This is a genomic window from Aliicoccus persicus, assembly GCF_900110815.1.
GTDB lineage: Bacteria > Bacillota > Bacilli > Staphylococcales > Salinicoccaceae > Aliicoccus > Aliicoccus persicus.
The window spans coordinates 302,964-317,511 of the sequence record NZ_FOIT01000001.1; the positions used below are offsets into that span (position 1 = coordinate 302,964).

General features: G+C 39.1%; 13 protein-coding genes. 8 read left to right on the forward strand and 5 right to left on the reverse strand.

The features are described 5' to 3' along the window. Positions 1-23: 23 nt before the first annotated feature. Both BMW30_RS01370 and BMW30_RS01375 read left to right on the forward strand, forming a co-directional pair. A complete protein-coding gene (locus tag BMW30_RS01370) occupies positions 24-1,103 on the forward strand; it encodes an NAD/NADP octopine/nopaline dehydrogenase family protein (protein WP_091473157.1) in 1,080 nt (359 codons plus the stop codon). A gap of 136 nt (positions 1,104-1,239) precedes the next feature. Then, positions 1,240-2,670, forward strand: coding sequence for a YfcC family protein (locus tag BMW30_RS01375; RefSeq protein ID WP_245705608.1), 1,431 nt, complete (start codon positions 1,240-1,242; stop codon positions 2,668-2,670). Positions 2,671-2,819: 149 nt separating this feature from the next. Here BMW30_RS01375 and plsY read toward each other — a convergent pair whose 3' ends face one another. Continuing rightward, positions 2,820-3,407, reverse strand: a complete 588-nt coding sequence (plsY, locus tag BMW30_RS01380; protein WP_342707578.1) for a glycerol-3-phosphate 1-O-acyltransferase PlsY — start codon at positions 3,405-3,407, stop codon at positions 2,820-2,822. Between the two features lie 199 nt (positions 3,408-3,606). Between plsY and parE the strand changes: the two genes are divergently transcribed. Continuing rightward, on the forward strand, positions 3,607-5,565 hold the full coding sequence (gene parE / locus BMW30_RS01385) for a DNA topoisomerase IV subunit B (protein WP_091473160.1): 1,959 nt from the start codon (positions 3,607-3,609) through the stop codon (positions 5,563-5,565). Then, positions 5,558-7,978, forward strand: a complete 2,421-nt coding sequence (gene parC / locus BMW30_RS01390) for a DNA topoisomerase IV subunit A (RefSeq protein ID WP_091473163.1) — start codon at positions 5,558-5,560, stop codon at positions 7,976-7,978. Before parE ends, parC begins: the two co-directional genes overlap by 8 nt. 66 nt (positions 7,979-8,044) lie before the next feature. On the opposite strand, the gene BMW30_RS01395 is transcribed toward parC, so the two are convergent. After that, positions 8,045-9,004: a DUF1002 domain-containing protein gene (locus BMW30_RS01395; RefSeq protein ID WP_091473166.1), complete on the reverse strand. Its 960-nt coding sequence runs from the start codon at positions 9,002-9,004 to the stop codon at positions 8,045-8,047. An 86-nt stretch (positions 9,005-9,090) separates the two neighbouring features. On the opposite strand from BMW30_RS01395, the gene BMW30_RS01400 reads away from it, so the two are divergent. The 3 genes from BMW30_RS01400 (at position 9,091) to BMW30_RS01410 (ending at position 11,891) form a co-directional block, all read left to right on the forward strand. Continuing rightward, positions 9,091-9,474, forward strand: a complete 384-nt coding sequence (locus BMW30_RS01400; RefSeq protein ID WP_091473169.1) for a hypothetical protein — start codon at positions 9,091-9,093, stop codon at positions 9,472-9,474. A gap of 103 nt (positions 9,475-9,577) precedes the next feature. Beyond that, positions 9,578-10,840 (forward strand): Y-family DNA polymerase, encoded by a 1,263-nt coding sequence (locus BMW30_RS01405; protein WP_091473171.1) that lies wholly within the window; start codon positions 9,578-9,580, stop codon positions 10,838-10,840. A 217-nt stretch (positions 10,841-11,057) separates the two neighbouring features. Then, positions 11,058-11,891 (forward strand): alpha/beta fold hydrolase, encoded by an 834-nt coding sequence (locus BMW30_RS01410; protein WP_091473174.1) that lies wholly within the window; start codon positions 11,058-11,060, stop codon positions 11,889-11,891. Positions 11,892-11,985: 94 nt separating this feature from the next. Here the strand turns inward: BMW30_RS01410 and BMW30_RS01415 are convergent, their stop codons facing one another. Both BMW30_RS01415 and BMW30_RS01420 read right to left on the reverse strand, forming a co-directional pair. After that, a complete protein-coding gene (locus BMW30_RS01415; RefSeq protein ID WP_091473177.1) occupies positions 11,986-12,282 on the reverse strand; it encodes a type II toxin-antitoxin system RelE family toxin in 297 nt (98 codons plus the stop codon). Continuing rightward, positions 12,283-12,603 (reverse strand): hypothetical protein, encoded by a 321-nt coding sequence (locus tag BMW30_RS01420; protein WP_091473180.1) that lies wholly within the window; start codon positions 12,601-12,603, stop codon positions 12,283-12,285. A 224-nt stretch (positions 12,604-12,827) separates the two neighbouring features. Between BMW30_RS01420 and BMW30_RS01425 the strand changes: the two genes are divergently transcribed. Continuing rightward, on the forward strand, positions 12,828-14,084 hold the full coding sequence (locus BMW30_RS01425) for an aminoacyltransferase (protein WP_091473183.1): 1,257 nt from the start codon (positions 12,828-12,830) through the stop codon (positions 14,082-14,084). Positions 14,085-14,267: 183 nt separating this feature from the next. Here the strand turns inward: BMW30_RS01425 and BMW30_RS10480 are convergent, their stop codons facing one another. Further along, entirely contained in the window at positions 14,268-14,435 is a 168-nt protein-coding gene (locus tag BMW30_RS10480) for a hypothetical protein (RefSeq protein WP_180366171.1), read from the reverse strand. Positions 14,436-14,548: the final 113 nt, after the last annotated feature.

Genomic DNA, 14,548 nt, shown 5'->3' on the forward strand with positions numbered 1-14,548 from the left:
TTTCTATCGGAGGGGAATCTTGTATGACACTGAAAATAGCAATATGTGGTGCCGGTAACGGTGGTGTATCCGCGGCGCTTGAGATGACAGAGCGCGGCCATGAGGTAACAATTTACCATAGTCAGGGATATTCCAAAGGACTCGACAATTTAAGAGAGAAGAACACGGCTGATTTAAATGGTAAATCAGTCACATTTCATAAGTTTACTGTGGATCCAGCCGAGGCAGTAAAAGATCAGGATGTCATTATGCTGACGATACCCGCAACGGCTATTGAAGATGTTGCGCGCGAAATTATTCCGAGTCTTGAAGAAGGGCAGCTGATTTATATTAACAGTGCTGCTGCTATGGGTGCGCTTAGATTTAGAAACACGATGGATAAAATGAACGTGCATACAAATGTTTTGGTGGGAGAGTCGATGAGCCTCACATATGCATCACGCTATGACAGAGAGAAGAATGCGGCGACGATTTTCGGCCACAATAAACATAACCTGTTCAGTGCATATCCTGCGGCGGACACAGGTGCGATGCTGGACGTTTTATCAAAGATGTACGACTACCTGGTGCCGGCTAAAAATATTGTTGAAGTCGTATTGAATAACGGGAATCCCGAGAGCCATCCGGGCCCGAGTATATTAAATGCCGGACGGATTGACTATGCGGGTGACTCGTTTTACCTATACAGCCAGGGAATGACCGAGCACACGATTAATGTTGTGCACAGTATTGATAAAGAGCGTCAGGAAATATGTGCGAAACTCGGCTTTGAAGTGCTGGATAAGTCAGCGCGAAGCGTGCGTTCAGGCTATTTCGAAGACGGTAAAACATTGCTCGAGCAGTACCATACGTCACCGTTGTTGAAAGACCTGCTCGGCCCTACAAATTTAGAAAATCGCTATATTACAGAAGACGTCTCGAACGGTTTGGTGCTCTGGGCGAGTATCGGTGATACAATCGGTGTCGATACACCAACGATGGATTCGGTCATCCAGCTGACAGGCGTGTTGTTAAATCGCGATTACTTCGATATCGGCATGACGCTAGAAAAACTCGGCATTGACGTAGATTCTGCAAAATCACTGAATGCGTTGATGGAATAAGAATATATCTAATACATTTACAGATGGACTATATCAATCTGTAAATGTATTATTTTTGCATAAATTCCAATTTAATCTTAATCCGTTTCTAATATATGTTATATTTGATAAACCACTATCACTCAGGAGGTTAGATATGACGAACAATTTAGATAAATCTTCTATGAACGAAGTTCAGCCGGATAACAGTAATGATAATAAGTCGTTGAACCCTTTTACGATGTTATTCTCATTTACGATTATCGTGGCCATACTTACATATATTTTACCCTCTGGTCAATACGAGCGGGAAGAAGTAGACGGTAGAACCGTCCTCGTTAACAATTCTTTCGAATTTACAGATCGTACGATTTTAGGTTTCTTCGATATTTTCACAAGCTTCCACGAAGGTTTAATGAATGGTGCTGCGATTGTGTTTACCATTTTCATCTTCGGTGGCGCAATCGGTATCATGAAGAAGACCGGCGCACTTGATTCTTTTATCAAAAAGATTGTAGTGGTGTTTAAAGACTCAGCTATTTTAATTATTCCGGTGCTTGTCTTATATTTTGGGTTACTTGGCTCATTAATCGGTACAGCGGAATCGTCGATTGTGTACCTGCCATTAATTATTCCGGTGATGATTGCGCTCCGTTATGATGCGATTACTGCAGTAGCGGTTGTGTTTTTAGGGGCACTTGCCGTTGGATTTACTTCTGCGATCTTAAACCCATATACAGTCGGAGTAGCGCAGGAGATTGCAGAGCTCCCTTACATGTCAGGATGGGAATTCCGTATACCTATTTTCATTACGTTTTATGTAATTGTTGTCTCGTACATTATGATTTATGCGCGGCGCGTCAAGAAGAATCCGGCGCTTGGTGACTACGGTAACTATTCACCGGAAGATAATCAGGATATCAATTGGGATTTCAAAATGTCCCGGACACACGCGGCTGCACTGTCAGTTTTCGTTGTGGCTATTTTAAGTTTAGTGACTGGTGTCGCATTATTTGGATGGGGCCTGCAGCAGATTGGGGCAGTGATTCTGTTTGCCGGTGTCGCGATGGGTGTTATCTGTCGCTTACATCCAAACGCAATTGGTGACGGATTTGTACAGGGTGTGAAAGATATCTCAACAGGTGCACTCGTTGTCGGTTTCGCACTTGCGATTGTTGAAGTGATGCAGCGTAGTGATTTGCTTGACGTTATGCTGTACTACTCAGCGAACTTACTTGACGGTTTACCGGTCGAGCTTGCTGCTGTCGGGATGTTCATCACGCAGTTATTTATTAACCTGCTTGTGCCGTCAGGATCAGGTCAAGCCGCACTGACAATGCCGATCATGATACCTTTGTCAGATTTACTCGGTGTGACACGTCAAACTGCAGTCATTGCATTCCAGCTCGGTGACGGATTATCAAACGTAATCATACCGACGTTCGGTGTCCTGCTCGCATCACTGTCGATGGCCGGGGTATCGTATATGAAGTGGGTGAAGTGGCTGTTGCCGCTCTTTATAATACTCGTTGTCGTTGGTGCAGGATTTGTCGTGCTCGCCCAAATGATCGAACTCGGACCTTTCTAGATAATTAAAAATTATATATAGTATAGAACTCTGCTGTATTGGCAGGGTTCTTTTGAGTCATTGATCAATGGATAGCGGTCATTGTCAACGCAGTAGTTCATTAAATATAATTCAAGAAATATAAAAAGAGCAGGTATTCCTGCTCTTAATTACATAAACTTAATTTTGTGTTCAGTGCCTGCTTTAATTCGTTTAAAGTTAGAAATATGTTTCGTTATGACAAGTATGGCCACAAGAATTGATAGAATAATCATTAACCAATCTTGAAGGAACAGCGACGCAATAACAAAAGTGATTGCAGCAACACTACTCGCAACAGAAACATATTTAGTTAGTTTTAGCGTGAGAAGGAATGCTGATAATAATACAAGAAACAATATTGGATTAAAGCCAAGTACAGCACCACCGCTCGTTGCGACAGCTTTACCACCTTGAAATTTTATAAAAATAGAAAAGACATGACCAATAGCTGCGGCTAATCCAAATAAAAATACATGAAAATACTCCGGTGCCAACCAATATCCTAAAAGTACAGGTATTGTTCCTTTAAAAAGATCTAACACGAGAATGACGATACCCGCTTTTTTTCCAAGAATTCTGAATGCATTTGAAGCACCTAAATTTCCACTACCATGACGTCTGAGATCTTTGTTAAAAAAGAATTTACCAATGATTAAGCTAAATGGTATTGAACCAATTAAATAACTGACAATGAGTAGCAAAATAATTTCTATCAATGATATACCTCCTTTATTATCAGGTACTAACATATTATCATAAAGCATAAAGTTTAAGTAGTAGAAACAAAATAGGTTATAATAATATTATTATGTAAACTTTTGAGTTGAAAAAATTTATGTTATGATTATTTGCGATTATCATAATGTTAGATTTTTTGCTATAATAATAACGAACGTATGTTTGTAGGAGGTCTACATGTCAGAGCAACATAATTATTCAGATGACTCGATCCAAATATTGGAGGGTCTTGATGCGGTTCGTAAACGTCCGGGTATGTATATCGGATCAACGGACACACGTGGATTACATCATTTAGTATATGAAATCACTGATAATGCCATTGACGAAATCATTAATGGGTACGGTGATGAAATTAAAGTTACATTGAACAAAGATGGAAGTATAACAATCGTCGATAATGCACGTGGTATGCCAACGGGTATGCATGCCTCAAAAAAATCAACAGCAGAAGTAATTTTTACAGTACTTCATGCCGGAGGTAAATTCGGTACTGGTGGCTACAAAACAGCTGGTGGTTTACACGGTGTCGGTGCTTCTGTTGTCAATGCACTGAGCGAGTGGTTAGAAGTTAGAATATTTAGAGATGGTGCCATCCATGAGATTTCATTCCATAATGGTGGTCAATTAAATAGCCAGTTGAAGAAGACTGGAAAAACGAGAAAGACAGGTACTGAGGTGACTTTTAAACCCGACAGTACTATTTTTAAGAGCGGAATTAGTTTCAACTATGAAACGATTGTTGAGCGTTTACGAGAGTCTGCCTTTTTACAAAGCGGATTAAAAATCGAAGTTACGGATAATCGTGCTGAAGAACCAGTTAGTGAGATATTCCAATATGATGATGGATTAAATGCATTCGTTGCTTTCTTAAATGAGGGGAAGTCGACGATTGGTCGTACAGTTAATTTTAACAGTACAGTGAATGAAATAGAAGTAAATATCAGCTTCCAATTTAATGATCAATATTCAGAAACGATATTGTCCTTCGTCAACAACGTTCGAACGAAAGACGGAGGAACGCATGAAGTTGGCTTCAAGACCGGATTTACGAAAGTGTTCAATGAGTATGCTCGCAAAATCAACGCGTTAAAATCAAAGGAGAAAAACCTTGAGGGTAACGATATTCGTGAAGGATTGACTGTTGTTTTATCCGTGAACATTCCAGAACATTTACTGCAGTTCGAAGGTCAGACGAAGAGTAAATTGGGCACGAGTGAAGCACGTCTTGCTGTCGACCAAATGATCAGTGAGCAGCTGCCATATTTCCTTGAAGAAAACAGTCCGTTATCACAACAGCTCGTTAAAAAAGCAATTCGTGCAAGAGATGTGCGTGAAACCGCGCGTAAAGCACGAGAAGAAGCAAGAAACGGTAAAAAGAATAAAAAACGTGACACGCTGCTCAGTGGTAAGTTAACACCGGCACAGAGTAAAGATGCCACGAAAAACGAACTCTTTCTTGTCGAAGGGGATTCTGCTGGTGGTTCAGCGAAACAGGGACGTGATCGTAAGTTTCAAGCGATCCTGCCACTTAGAGGTAAAGTCATCAACACTGAAAAAGCAAAATTTGAAGATATTTTTAAAAATGAAGAAATCAATACAATCATCCATACGATCGGTGCGGGTGTCGGTAATGATTTTAATGTTGAAAACTCGAACTATGACAAAGTTATTATTATGACCGATGCAGATACGGATGGTGCGCATATTCAAGTATTGCTTTTAACATTTTTCTTTAACTACATGCGACCATTATTTGCTGCAGGTAAGATTTACATTGCGATGCCGCCTTTATATCAATTGAAAAAAGGTTCTGGTAAGAAACAAGAGATTCGCTATGTATGGACAGAAGATGAATTGCAAAAAGCAATGGCTGAGATGGGCAAAGGTGTTGAACTTCAGCGTTACAAAGGTCTCGGTGAGATGATGCCGGCTCAGCTTTGGGAAACGACAATGGACCCGAACACACGCACATTGATTAAAGTGAGCATTGATGATGAGGCACTGTCATTAAAACGCATCACGACACTGATGGGCGATAACGTTGAGATGCGTCGTAAATGGATTGAATCTCATGTTAGTTTTACATTAGAAGAAGATCCGAGTATTTTAGAAAGTGGTGAAATCATTGAGTGAAATCATTCAAAACTTAAAACTTGAAGATGTCCTCGGTGAACGCTTTGGACGCTACAGTAAATATGTGATTCAAGATCGTGCGATACCGGATGTTCGAGATGGTTTAAAACCAGTTCAACGTCGTATTCTTTACTCGATGTATCGCGAAGGTAATACATTTGAAAAGCAATTCAGAAAAAGTGCACGAACTGCCGGTGACGTGATCGGTAAGTATCATCCACATGGTGACTCCAGTGTGTATGATGCGATGGTGCGCTTATCTCAAGAGTGGAAGATGCGTCAGGAATTAATCATGATGCATGGTAACAAGGGTAGTGTGGATGGAGATCCACCCGCTGCAATGCGTTACACAGAAGCGAAGTTAGCTGAGATTTCCAATGAATTATTAAAAGATATCAATAAAGATACCGTGCAATTCGTCAACAACTACGATGATACAGAAGTAGAACCGACGGTACTCCCGGCTCGATTTCCTAATTTACTGGTTAACGGATCAACAGGTATTTCAGCGGGTTATGCAACGGATATTCCGCCGCATCATTTAAGCGAAATTATTGATGCGACTTTGAAGATTATCGATAAACCATCGGTTACTGTCGATGAACTGATGAACATCGTGCCTGGTCCTGACTTCCCAACAGGTGGGATTATACAAGGGAAGAAAGGCATTAAACAAGCGTACGAAACAGGTCGAGGCAAGATTATTATTCGCAGTAAAATTAGAACGGAAGATGTGCGTGGTGGTAAAACACACATCATCATCGAAGAGATTCCATTTGATGTGAATAAGGCAATGCTCGTAAAACGCATGGATGAAGTGCGTGCAGATCGACGTGTTGAAGGTATTATCGAAGTGCGAGATGAATCGGACAGACAAGGTTTAAGAATCGTCATTGAAACGCGTAAAGATGCGCAAGTGGAAGGTATCATTAACTACTTGTTAAAGAAAACTGATCTTCAAGTGAACTATCACTTCAACATGGTAGCAATTAGTGATCGTGCACCGAAACAGCTCGGCATCATTGAAATATTAAAGAGCTATATCGAACACCAAAAAGACGTCGTGACACGTCGTAGTCGTTATGACTTAAATGCTGCAGAAAAACGCATGCATATTATTCAAGGGTTGATGAAGGTATTATCGATTTTAGATGAAGTCATTCGAGTCATCCGTGAATCAGATAATAAGAAACATGCAAAAGAAAACTTGATTGAAGCGTTTGATTTTACTGAGCAACAAGCCGAAGCAATCGTTATGTTGCAACTTTATCGTTTAACAAATACGGATATTGTCGAGCTTGAAAATGAAAGCAGTGAGCTGGAGTACACAATCAATCAGTTAAAAGAAGTTTTATCTGATGAAAAAGAGTTATTAAAAGTGATTAAAACTGAACTTCGTCAAGTGCGTAAAAAATATGACAATCCGAGACGTTCAGTGATTGAAGAACAAATTGAAGCAATTGAACTCGATAAGGAAGTCATCGTGCCGAAAGAAGAGACGATGATTACAGTGACAAATGAAGGTTATGTAAAACGCACGAGCTTGCGTAGTTACAATGCATCTGTGCCTGGTGAACTTGGTAAGAAAGATTCCGACTATGTGTTATATAAAGCAGAATCACATACGCTTGCACAGCTGTTGCTATTCACAAATAAAGGAAAGTACATGATTATTCCAGTGCATGAGTTGCCCGAAATCCGTTGGAAAGATGGTGGTCAACACATCAGCATGAACTTCCAATTGGATAGTGATGAACGCGTGATACAAGCACGGGCAATTGAATCATTTGATGAAGAACTATCAGTATTTATGGCAACACGTGGTGGTTCGATTAAGCATACGAAGTTAAAAGACTTGGAAGCCGTTCGAATACGCAGACCAATCGTTGCGATGAAAGTAAAACCAGAAGATGAGATTGTGTCGATTGAAATAACATCATCAATGGATGAAGATATCGTGTTTGTCACGGCTAAAGGTATGACTTTACGTTTTAATTTATCTCAAGTTGGACCGACAGGGTTAAGAGGTCAGGGTATAAAATCAATGAATGTGAAACCAGATGACAATATTGTCGGTGCGCATATCGTTCAAGAACCAAACGCATTGATTACAGTGACACAACGCGGTGCTGTGAAGAAAACTGCACTCGATACGATTGAAGCTGCAAATCGTGCACAAGTGGGTACGATGTTGTATAAAGAGATTAAGATGAAACCACATCGCGTTATAAAATCGTTTATGGTGCCTGGTGATGCTATTATTGAACTCAAGTCAGAAAATGAACACGAGAGTGTTGAGTTAAAACCGGTACGTCCAACAGCAAAATATATGAATGGTTCGTTTATGGTCGATGAAGCATCATTTGGTGTCGTCATCGATGCGTATCAAGATGTGTTGAAAGATCCTTCTTAAGAGAAGGGTCTTTTTTTATCTAAATAAAAAGCCCAACTATTCTCTCATGAATAGTTGGGTTTAAAATTAATTTGATCTAAAGAAGTTTAAAATTAAGTCGATAAAGTCTTGCAGTGCATTTAAGAAGTTCTGCCATACACCGGACTCTTGAATCTCTTTACCAATCTGAGCAGCTTGTTCTTTTGCTTGATCAAATGCATCACTTGAAGTGATTTGATTGACTAAGTCACGTGAACTATCCAATAAGCGATTTGCTTCTTCACTTTGGAAGATTCCAGAGTTTTGAATTTGTATAACGATGTTGATGATATTATTCACCTGAGTTTCAGTTAAAATACCATCCAAACCGTTTCTTTCCATCTGATCATTTACGATATTTCTAATTTGCTCTTCTGATAGATCTCCACCTTCATCGATGATATTGATTTTAATTTCAGTAATCATCTTGTTCAATTGTTCTTGTGAAAATCCATCAACATTAATATTTTGCTGTGTAATGTTGTTGATTACATTTAATTCTTGCTGCGCGTTTTGTGTGTATTCTTCATTCACTTCTTCACCTTGTTCGGCAAACGCTTTGTAAATACCAGCTAAGGCACTTTCACCCGTTACATCTTCAGCAGCCCCGATTACAACGACTGCATCCGTAATACCTGATGTGATTAAAGCATTCTGATACATCTGTGGTGTAATCTGTGTAATGCGGCCCATTTCTTCATTAATTGTTAGATCTAATCCATGACCTTCATTGCGCTGTTGAATTCGGATACTCGATTTCAATATGTTATTTGCATAGTCTTGGTTTAAATATCTCATGCTGTCTTCTCTATACACATAACTGATAATATCATTGTCCTCAACACCGAGAACCTCAGCCGTTTGTGTTTGTAAGTTTTGATCATTTTCTAATGCAGCACCATATACTGTCACTGCTTCATCCCACTCTGACACAGCTTGTGTGTGTTGAGTAAAAAATATAGTTGTCATAAACATAATTACCAATATTGGTATAAAACGCTTTAACATGACATCCCCTCCCTGTTCAAAAATGGTACTATAAATTTTAATAAGTTACAATTAATTATATGCTTCAGTGAATAAGAGGGATAGCGATGTACACGTATTTACAATGTAATATACCAGGTTTGTCATTATTGATCGAAGGTGAAACAAACACAATCGAACTCGGAGTTCCGATAAAGGGCATCATTGAGTTTAATTCATCAGCTCAGGACGTAACAATAAACAAATTAGATATTTCACTTATGGGTGTCAGAGAGAAGGGGAGAGCACTTAAACTCGATCGCTTTAATGTGAATCATAGTGTTGAAATCGAACCGAACAGCTTGCTTAAATACCCATTTAAGATGATGGTAGACAAATCAAAATTCAATATAAATATGATCGTAGAATTTGATGTGCGAATTAATACAAGTATCGGTGATTTTGAGTCATCAAGTACGTTCGTCCATGTACTGCGTGAAGAAACCCAATAAAAATCATATCATCTTCATAAACTTTAATGATGAAATCTAACTAAAAATGATATATAATGATCTTAAATACGAACGTACGTTCGATAATTTGAGAGGTAAACAGATGTATAACTATTATATTTGTCCGCATCGGGATGTGTTGTGCGTCGACTTAAAAAGCTTCTTTGCAAGTGTCTCGTGTATTTTAAAAGGGCTCGATCCATTAACAACGAAACTCGCGGTAGTCGGGGACACGAAGAGTACCGGTTCAGTTGTGCTGGCTGCGACACCGCCGCTTAAAGAGCTCGGCATTAAGACAGGTTCGAGACTTTTTGAAATACCAAGTCGAAAAGATATATTCATTATTAATCCGTCAATGCGTATTTATTTGGATTACTCGCAGCGGATTTCAGAGATTGCACTGCAGTATGTCGCACCGGAAGATTTTCATCAGTATTCGGTGGATGAGTTCTTCATGGATGTGACGGAGAGCTATCATCTGTTTGCGAAAAGCCCGTATGCTTTGGCGAAATTGCTAAAAGATGAGATTTACGCTGAGACGAATATCCACTCGTCGGTTGGGATTGGGGATAATATACTCCTCAGTAAAGTGTCGCTTGATATCGAAGCGAAGAAACAGCCGGACGGGATTGCGGAATGGCGCTATCATGACGTGCCGGAAAAACTATGGCCGATTGCACCACTTAGTAAGTTCTGGGGCATTAACACGAGAAGTGAGAAGAAACTGAATGAGCGCGGAATCTTTACAATCGGTGATTTGGCACATTATACTCCGAACTTTTTGAAACGTGATTTTGGAATCATCGGTGTCGATTGGCATCTGCATGCGAACGGCATTGATTTTAGTGAAATTCGCAATAAGCACGTGGTGCATTCACCGTCAATTGCGAAGAGTCAAATTTTAATGAAGGACTATAAATTTCAGGATACGTATGTCGTGCTGCTCGAGCACGTCGATGAAGTATCACACCGCCTGCGGCTCAGCCATCATCTGGCGAAAACAATTTCTGTATCGTACGGGACGAAGCACGGTCAGGTGTATAGGAAACAATTCACAATTTCGGAAGGTACAAATGACAGTGACGTAATTATGCACGGTATCTGGCAGCGTCTCAAGAAAATTGCAGATCCATTTGAGCTGTACCGGACAATCAGTGTGTCACTGTCGAATTTTATCCCGGACAGCACCACCCAGATGACACTGTTTGATGACACTGATGATATACAGAAAAAAGAAAATCTCACGAAGACGGTGGACCAGCTGAAAGTAAAGTACGGTACGTTGAGCGTGATTCGCGCAATGAGTTCGACCGAACACTCCACACTGCACCTGCGCGCCGGGTTGATTGCAGGGCATAAGCGCTAGCAACCGGTTCCGGGGTAATCGTTCGCTTGTGGAGTCGATAAGCAACCGACAACCATCAAAAAACTGAGATCCGCCCACAGGGCGGATCTCAGTTTACTTTTATTTAAATATTATTCCGACAATCCCAATCTATATAGAAGGTAATCTTCATTATATCCGTACTCCACACTGTAATTAACTACATCAAGAAAATCTAAATAACAAAGGCAGGTCCATTATGTTCGAAACTAAACTCGTGGAATCATCTAGAGGCACTTTTGAAGTATTCACAAGAGGTGAGGGCGAATCACTCATATTCACACATTTATATAGTGAATTTAACAGCTTAGGAAATTTGATGTCACAGCAATTGAGTAAACTATATAAAGTTTACATTATTAATTTGCGGGGCGCAGGGAAATCTGACGATCAAACGGAAGAATATACATACAGCATGGATGATGCAATTCATGACATTGAAGCAGTAAGAGAAGGACTCGACATAAAACAGTGGGCTTTCGCAGGACATTCAACCGGTGGTTTTCTAGCGTTAAAGTATGCGGTGATGTATTCTGAAGCACTAACGAAAATTATTGCGGGTGGATTGTGCGCAACCGGAGAATATATGAATCATCCGGACAGTATATATTCTAAGAAGAATCCGAACAATAAAAGAATGTTAGAGATATTTGAACAGTTAAGAGCGCCTGAAGCAACGCGTGAAGAACGACGCACTTTATCAAAAGAGTGGATTATGATGTCTCTATATAACAAAGATGCTTATTATGACATGTTGACGCGAAAAGAAAACGGCAGAACATTGATGTCGAAGATTGATTATTTTACGGATGAGTTGAAGGATTATGATGTGAGAGAAGAGCTAAAACATACGCCGGTGAGAGCTTATATCTATTGTGGTAGGCACGACGCGCAGTGTCCGCATGTGTTTAGTCAAGAAGCAGCTGACTTAATGCCGAACGGAACTTTAAAAACTTTAGAGTATAGTAATCATATGCCTGACATTGAAGAGGAAGAGAAGTTTGAAGCATTCCTAGAATCGACCTTACAATAAGTGGATAAGACTAATAATTCCTCCAACTGCTCATCTACTAAAGAAAGAGTCCTATATACAAGTACTAAAAAAGTGTTAATATGTAGGACTCGACTTATTCATCTAATCGTTTTTTAGCCGTCTTATAAACCCCGTCATTATCTCGTTTTCCTATCACTACAATTTGAATCACTTGGAGACTACCTTTAACTTCTCTAAAAATTATGCGGAGCCCCATTTTTTTATGCTTTAATTTATTACATTGCTTCAAATCTCCACGTAGCGGGTGACCAGCTTCCATGCCATTTTTTCTGATTCGATTCAGGGCTTTATCGACAAAGATTCTTTGACTACCGTCAAGGTCCTCGTAATCTTTCTTTGAATTTTTAGTCCATTGAATTTTATAAAGCATTTATTCCCAGCCATCATCTTCATCAATGATAGGAGGTTCGTTTGCTATTTTACCTCGAACTTCTTCGTCAGTGAATGTTTCAACATTACCGTACAAAACTCTTTTTTCAGCTACTAAATCTGCCATTTGATCATAGAGTTCTTCTATTTCATTATTTAAAGACTCATATTGTTTTTGAGTTAGCATAACACCAACAACTTTTTCACGGTTGAACACATATACCCCAGTGTTCTCTTTATTTGCTTTTTCAAATGCCTCCATTGGAGAACGCTTAAGATTTGAAATGGATGTGATTGGAACATTAAGAATATTCATACTCATTTATATCACTCCTTAACTAGTATTCTTATTATATCTTTTTTAAAAGTTTTTAAAAAGACTTTAAATGTGCGAAAGTGAAAAATAACAAAAATAATTCGCCAAACTTCTGATATAATAGACAGGATAAATTAATTGCGGCTCTTATAGGTTAGTGTTTAATATAGAGCGGAAATATATTATAATATGGAAGCATAATTAAATTGAACGCAGTAGGGAGAATGAATATGCGATTTACAGAGCTTACTCTTGATGAATTTAAACAGCACACGTCGGAGAACAAAAGTCACTTTACACAGATGGTGGAGAACTATCAAATGAAGGTTGAGACGGGTAAGGAAACGTACCTGGTCGGTGTAAAAAATGACAGCGGTGAGGTGCTGGCATCGTGTCTCGTCACTTTATCGCCGCTCATGCGTGTGATGCGTTATGCATACACAAACAGAGGGCCGGTGATGGACTATTCAAATGAGGGTTTGGTTAAGTTTTTCTTTGCAGAACTCGAGAAATTTTTAAAGCCGCGCAAAGTGGTCAGCCTGCGCGTGGATCCTTACGAAGTCTTGAATGTATGGAATCACGACGGTGAAATTCTTGAGGATAAAGACCAGACGCACCTGTTTAATACGTTTCAGGATATGGGCTACAGCCATACCGGATATCCGACCGGCTTTGATATCAGACACCAGATTCGCTGGCTGTCTGTTCTGAATGTTGAAGGTAAAGATGAGAAAACGCTCCTCAATGATATGGACAGCTTGCGTAAGCGCAATATTAAAAAAGCGCTGAAGAACGGAATGCGCATGCGTTTCCTGGAGCTTGATGAGTTAAATATCTTCAGAGACTTTATGAATCAGACGTCTGAGATGAAGGACTTCTTTGACCGTGATGATACTTTTTACTATGAGCGTAAAAAGTATTATAAAGATAAAGTGCTCGTGCCGCTTGTCTATATTGAACTTGATGAATATAACTCTGTTAATGAAAAGGATCTTAAAAAACTTGAAGCAGATCTTGCAAAGGCGCATAAGGAACTTGAGAAAGATAATGTAAATGTTGAAAAAGTTCAGCGTAAAATTGAAAACTTTGAAGTGCAGGTTAAAAATAAACGTGAGAACTATGAAGAGGGCTTACGTCTGAAAGAAACTCATGGTGATACATTAAACCTGGCGAGCGGTTTCTATTTTGTGAATGATCATGAAGTTGTGTATCTCTCAGGTGGTACAGCGAATGAGTACCGTCACTTTGCCGGCAGTTATTTAATGCAGTGGGAAATGATTAAGTACACGCTCGAGCATAATCTGCCGATCTATAACTTCTATGGAATAACAGGCGTCTTCACTGAAGATGCAGAAGATTACGGTGTGCTGCAGTTTAAGAAAGGCTTTAACGCCGTTGTGAATGAGTATGTCGGTGATTTTATCAAACCACTCAATAAACCGATGAATACATTACATGAAACAATACAAAAAATTAAGAATAGATAGTATAATTATATGAGATTCGTTAAAAACGGATCTCATTTTTATTATTACACTATAAAGTGATACTAACAATTGAAAACAAAACACATTATTTATGTTGCTTTGTATGCGGCACTGATTGCAATACGTGAATATTGTGAGGATTTTAATAAAATTATTTATTATATGAGAGAGATTGAAATACAGTTACCAATAAAATGCGCTGATGAAGATCAGCATGAGTACAGCAATTAAGACAAACACGACGCCGATTGGTTTTAATAAGTGTTGTTTCTTATTGAAAGTGAGTTGTATAAATAGCACGAACTGGATGATAATGAGTATGAGTATTGCGAGTACTATAATAATTTGCATATAATGACTCCTTATTAAGTTTCTTTAAGCTAATCATATCATTATTAAAGTGAATGATTGATTAAATTATCGTAGAGCTAAAAATGAAACAATACATTCAAATAATTTATGTT

Excerpts from the sequence above, each read along its gene's own strand:
- BMW30_RS01370 (WP_091473157.1), top strand. The coding sequence starts at position 24 with ATGACACTGAAAATAGCAATATGTGGTGCCGGTAACGGTGGTGTATCC.
- BMW30_RS01375 (WP_245705608.1), top strand. The coding sequence starts at position 1,240 with ATGACGAACAATTTAGATAAATCTTCTATGAACGAAGTTCAGCCGGAT.
- parE (WP_091473160.1), top strand. The coding sequence starts at position 3,607 with ATGTCAGAGCAACATAATTATTCAGATGACTCGATCCAAATATTGGAG.
- BMW30_RS01395 (WP_091473166.1), bottom strand. The coding sequence starts at position 9,004 with ATGTTAAAGCGTTTTATACCAATATTGGTAATTATGTTTATGACAACT.
- BMW30_RS01400 (WP_091473169.1), top strand. The coding sequence starts at position 9,091 with ATGTACACGTATTTACAATGTAATATACCAGGTTTGTCATTATTGATC.
- BMW30_RS01405 (WP_091473171.1), top strand. The coding sequence starts at position 9,578 with ATGTATAACTATTATATTTGTCCGCATCGGGATGTGTTGTGCGTCGAC.
- BMW30_RS01410 (WP_091473174.1), top strand. The coding sequence starts at position 11,058 with ATGTTCGAAACTAAACTCGTGGAATCATCTAGAGGCACTTTTGAAGTA.
- BMW30_RS01415 (WP_091473177.1), bottom strand. The coding sequence starts at position 12,282 with ATGCTTTATAAAATTCAATGGACTAAAAATTCAAAGAAAGATTACGAG.
- BMW30_RS01420 (WP_091473180.1), bottom strand. The coding sequence starts at position 12,603 with ATGAGTATGAATATTCTTAATGTTCCAATCACATCCATTTCAAATCTT.
- BMW30_RS01425 (WP_091473183.1), top strand. The coding sequence starts at position 12,828 with ATGCGATTTACAGAGCTTACTCTTGATGAATTTAAACAGCACACGTCG.
- BMW30_RS10480 (WP_180366171.1), bottom strand. The coding sequence starts at position 14,435 with ATGCAAATTATTATAGTACTCGCAATACTCATACTCATTATCATCCAG.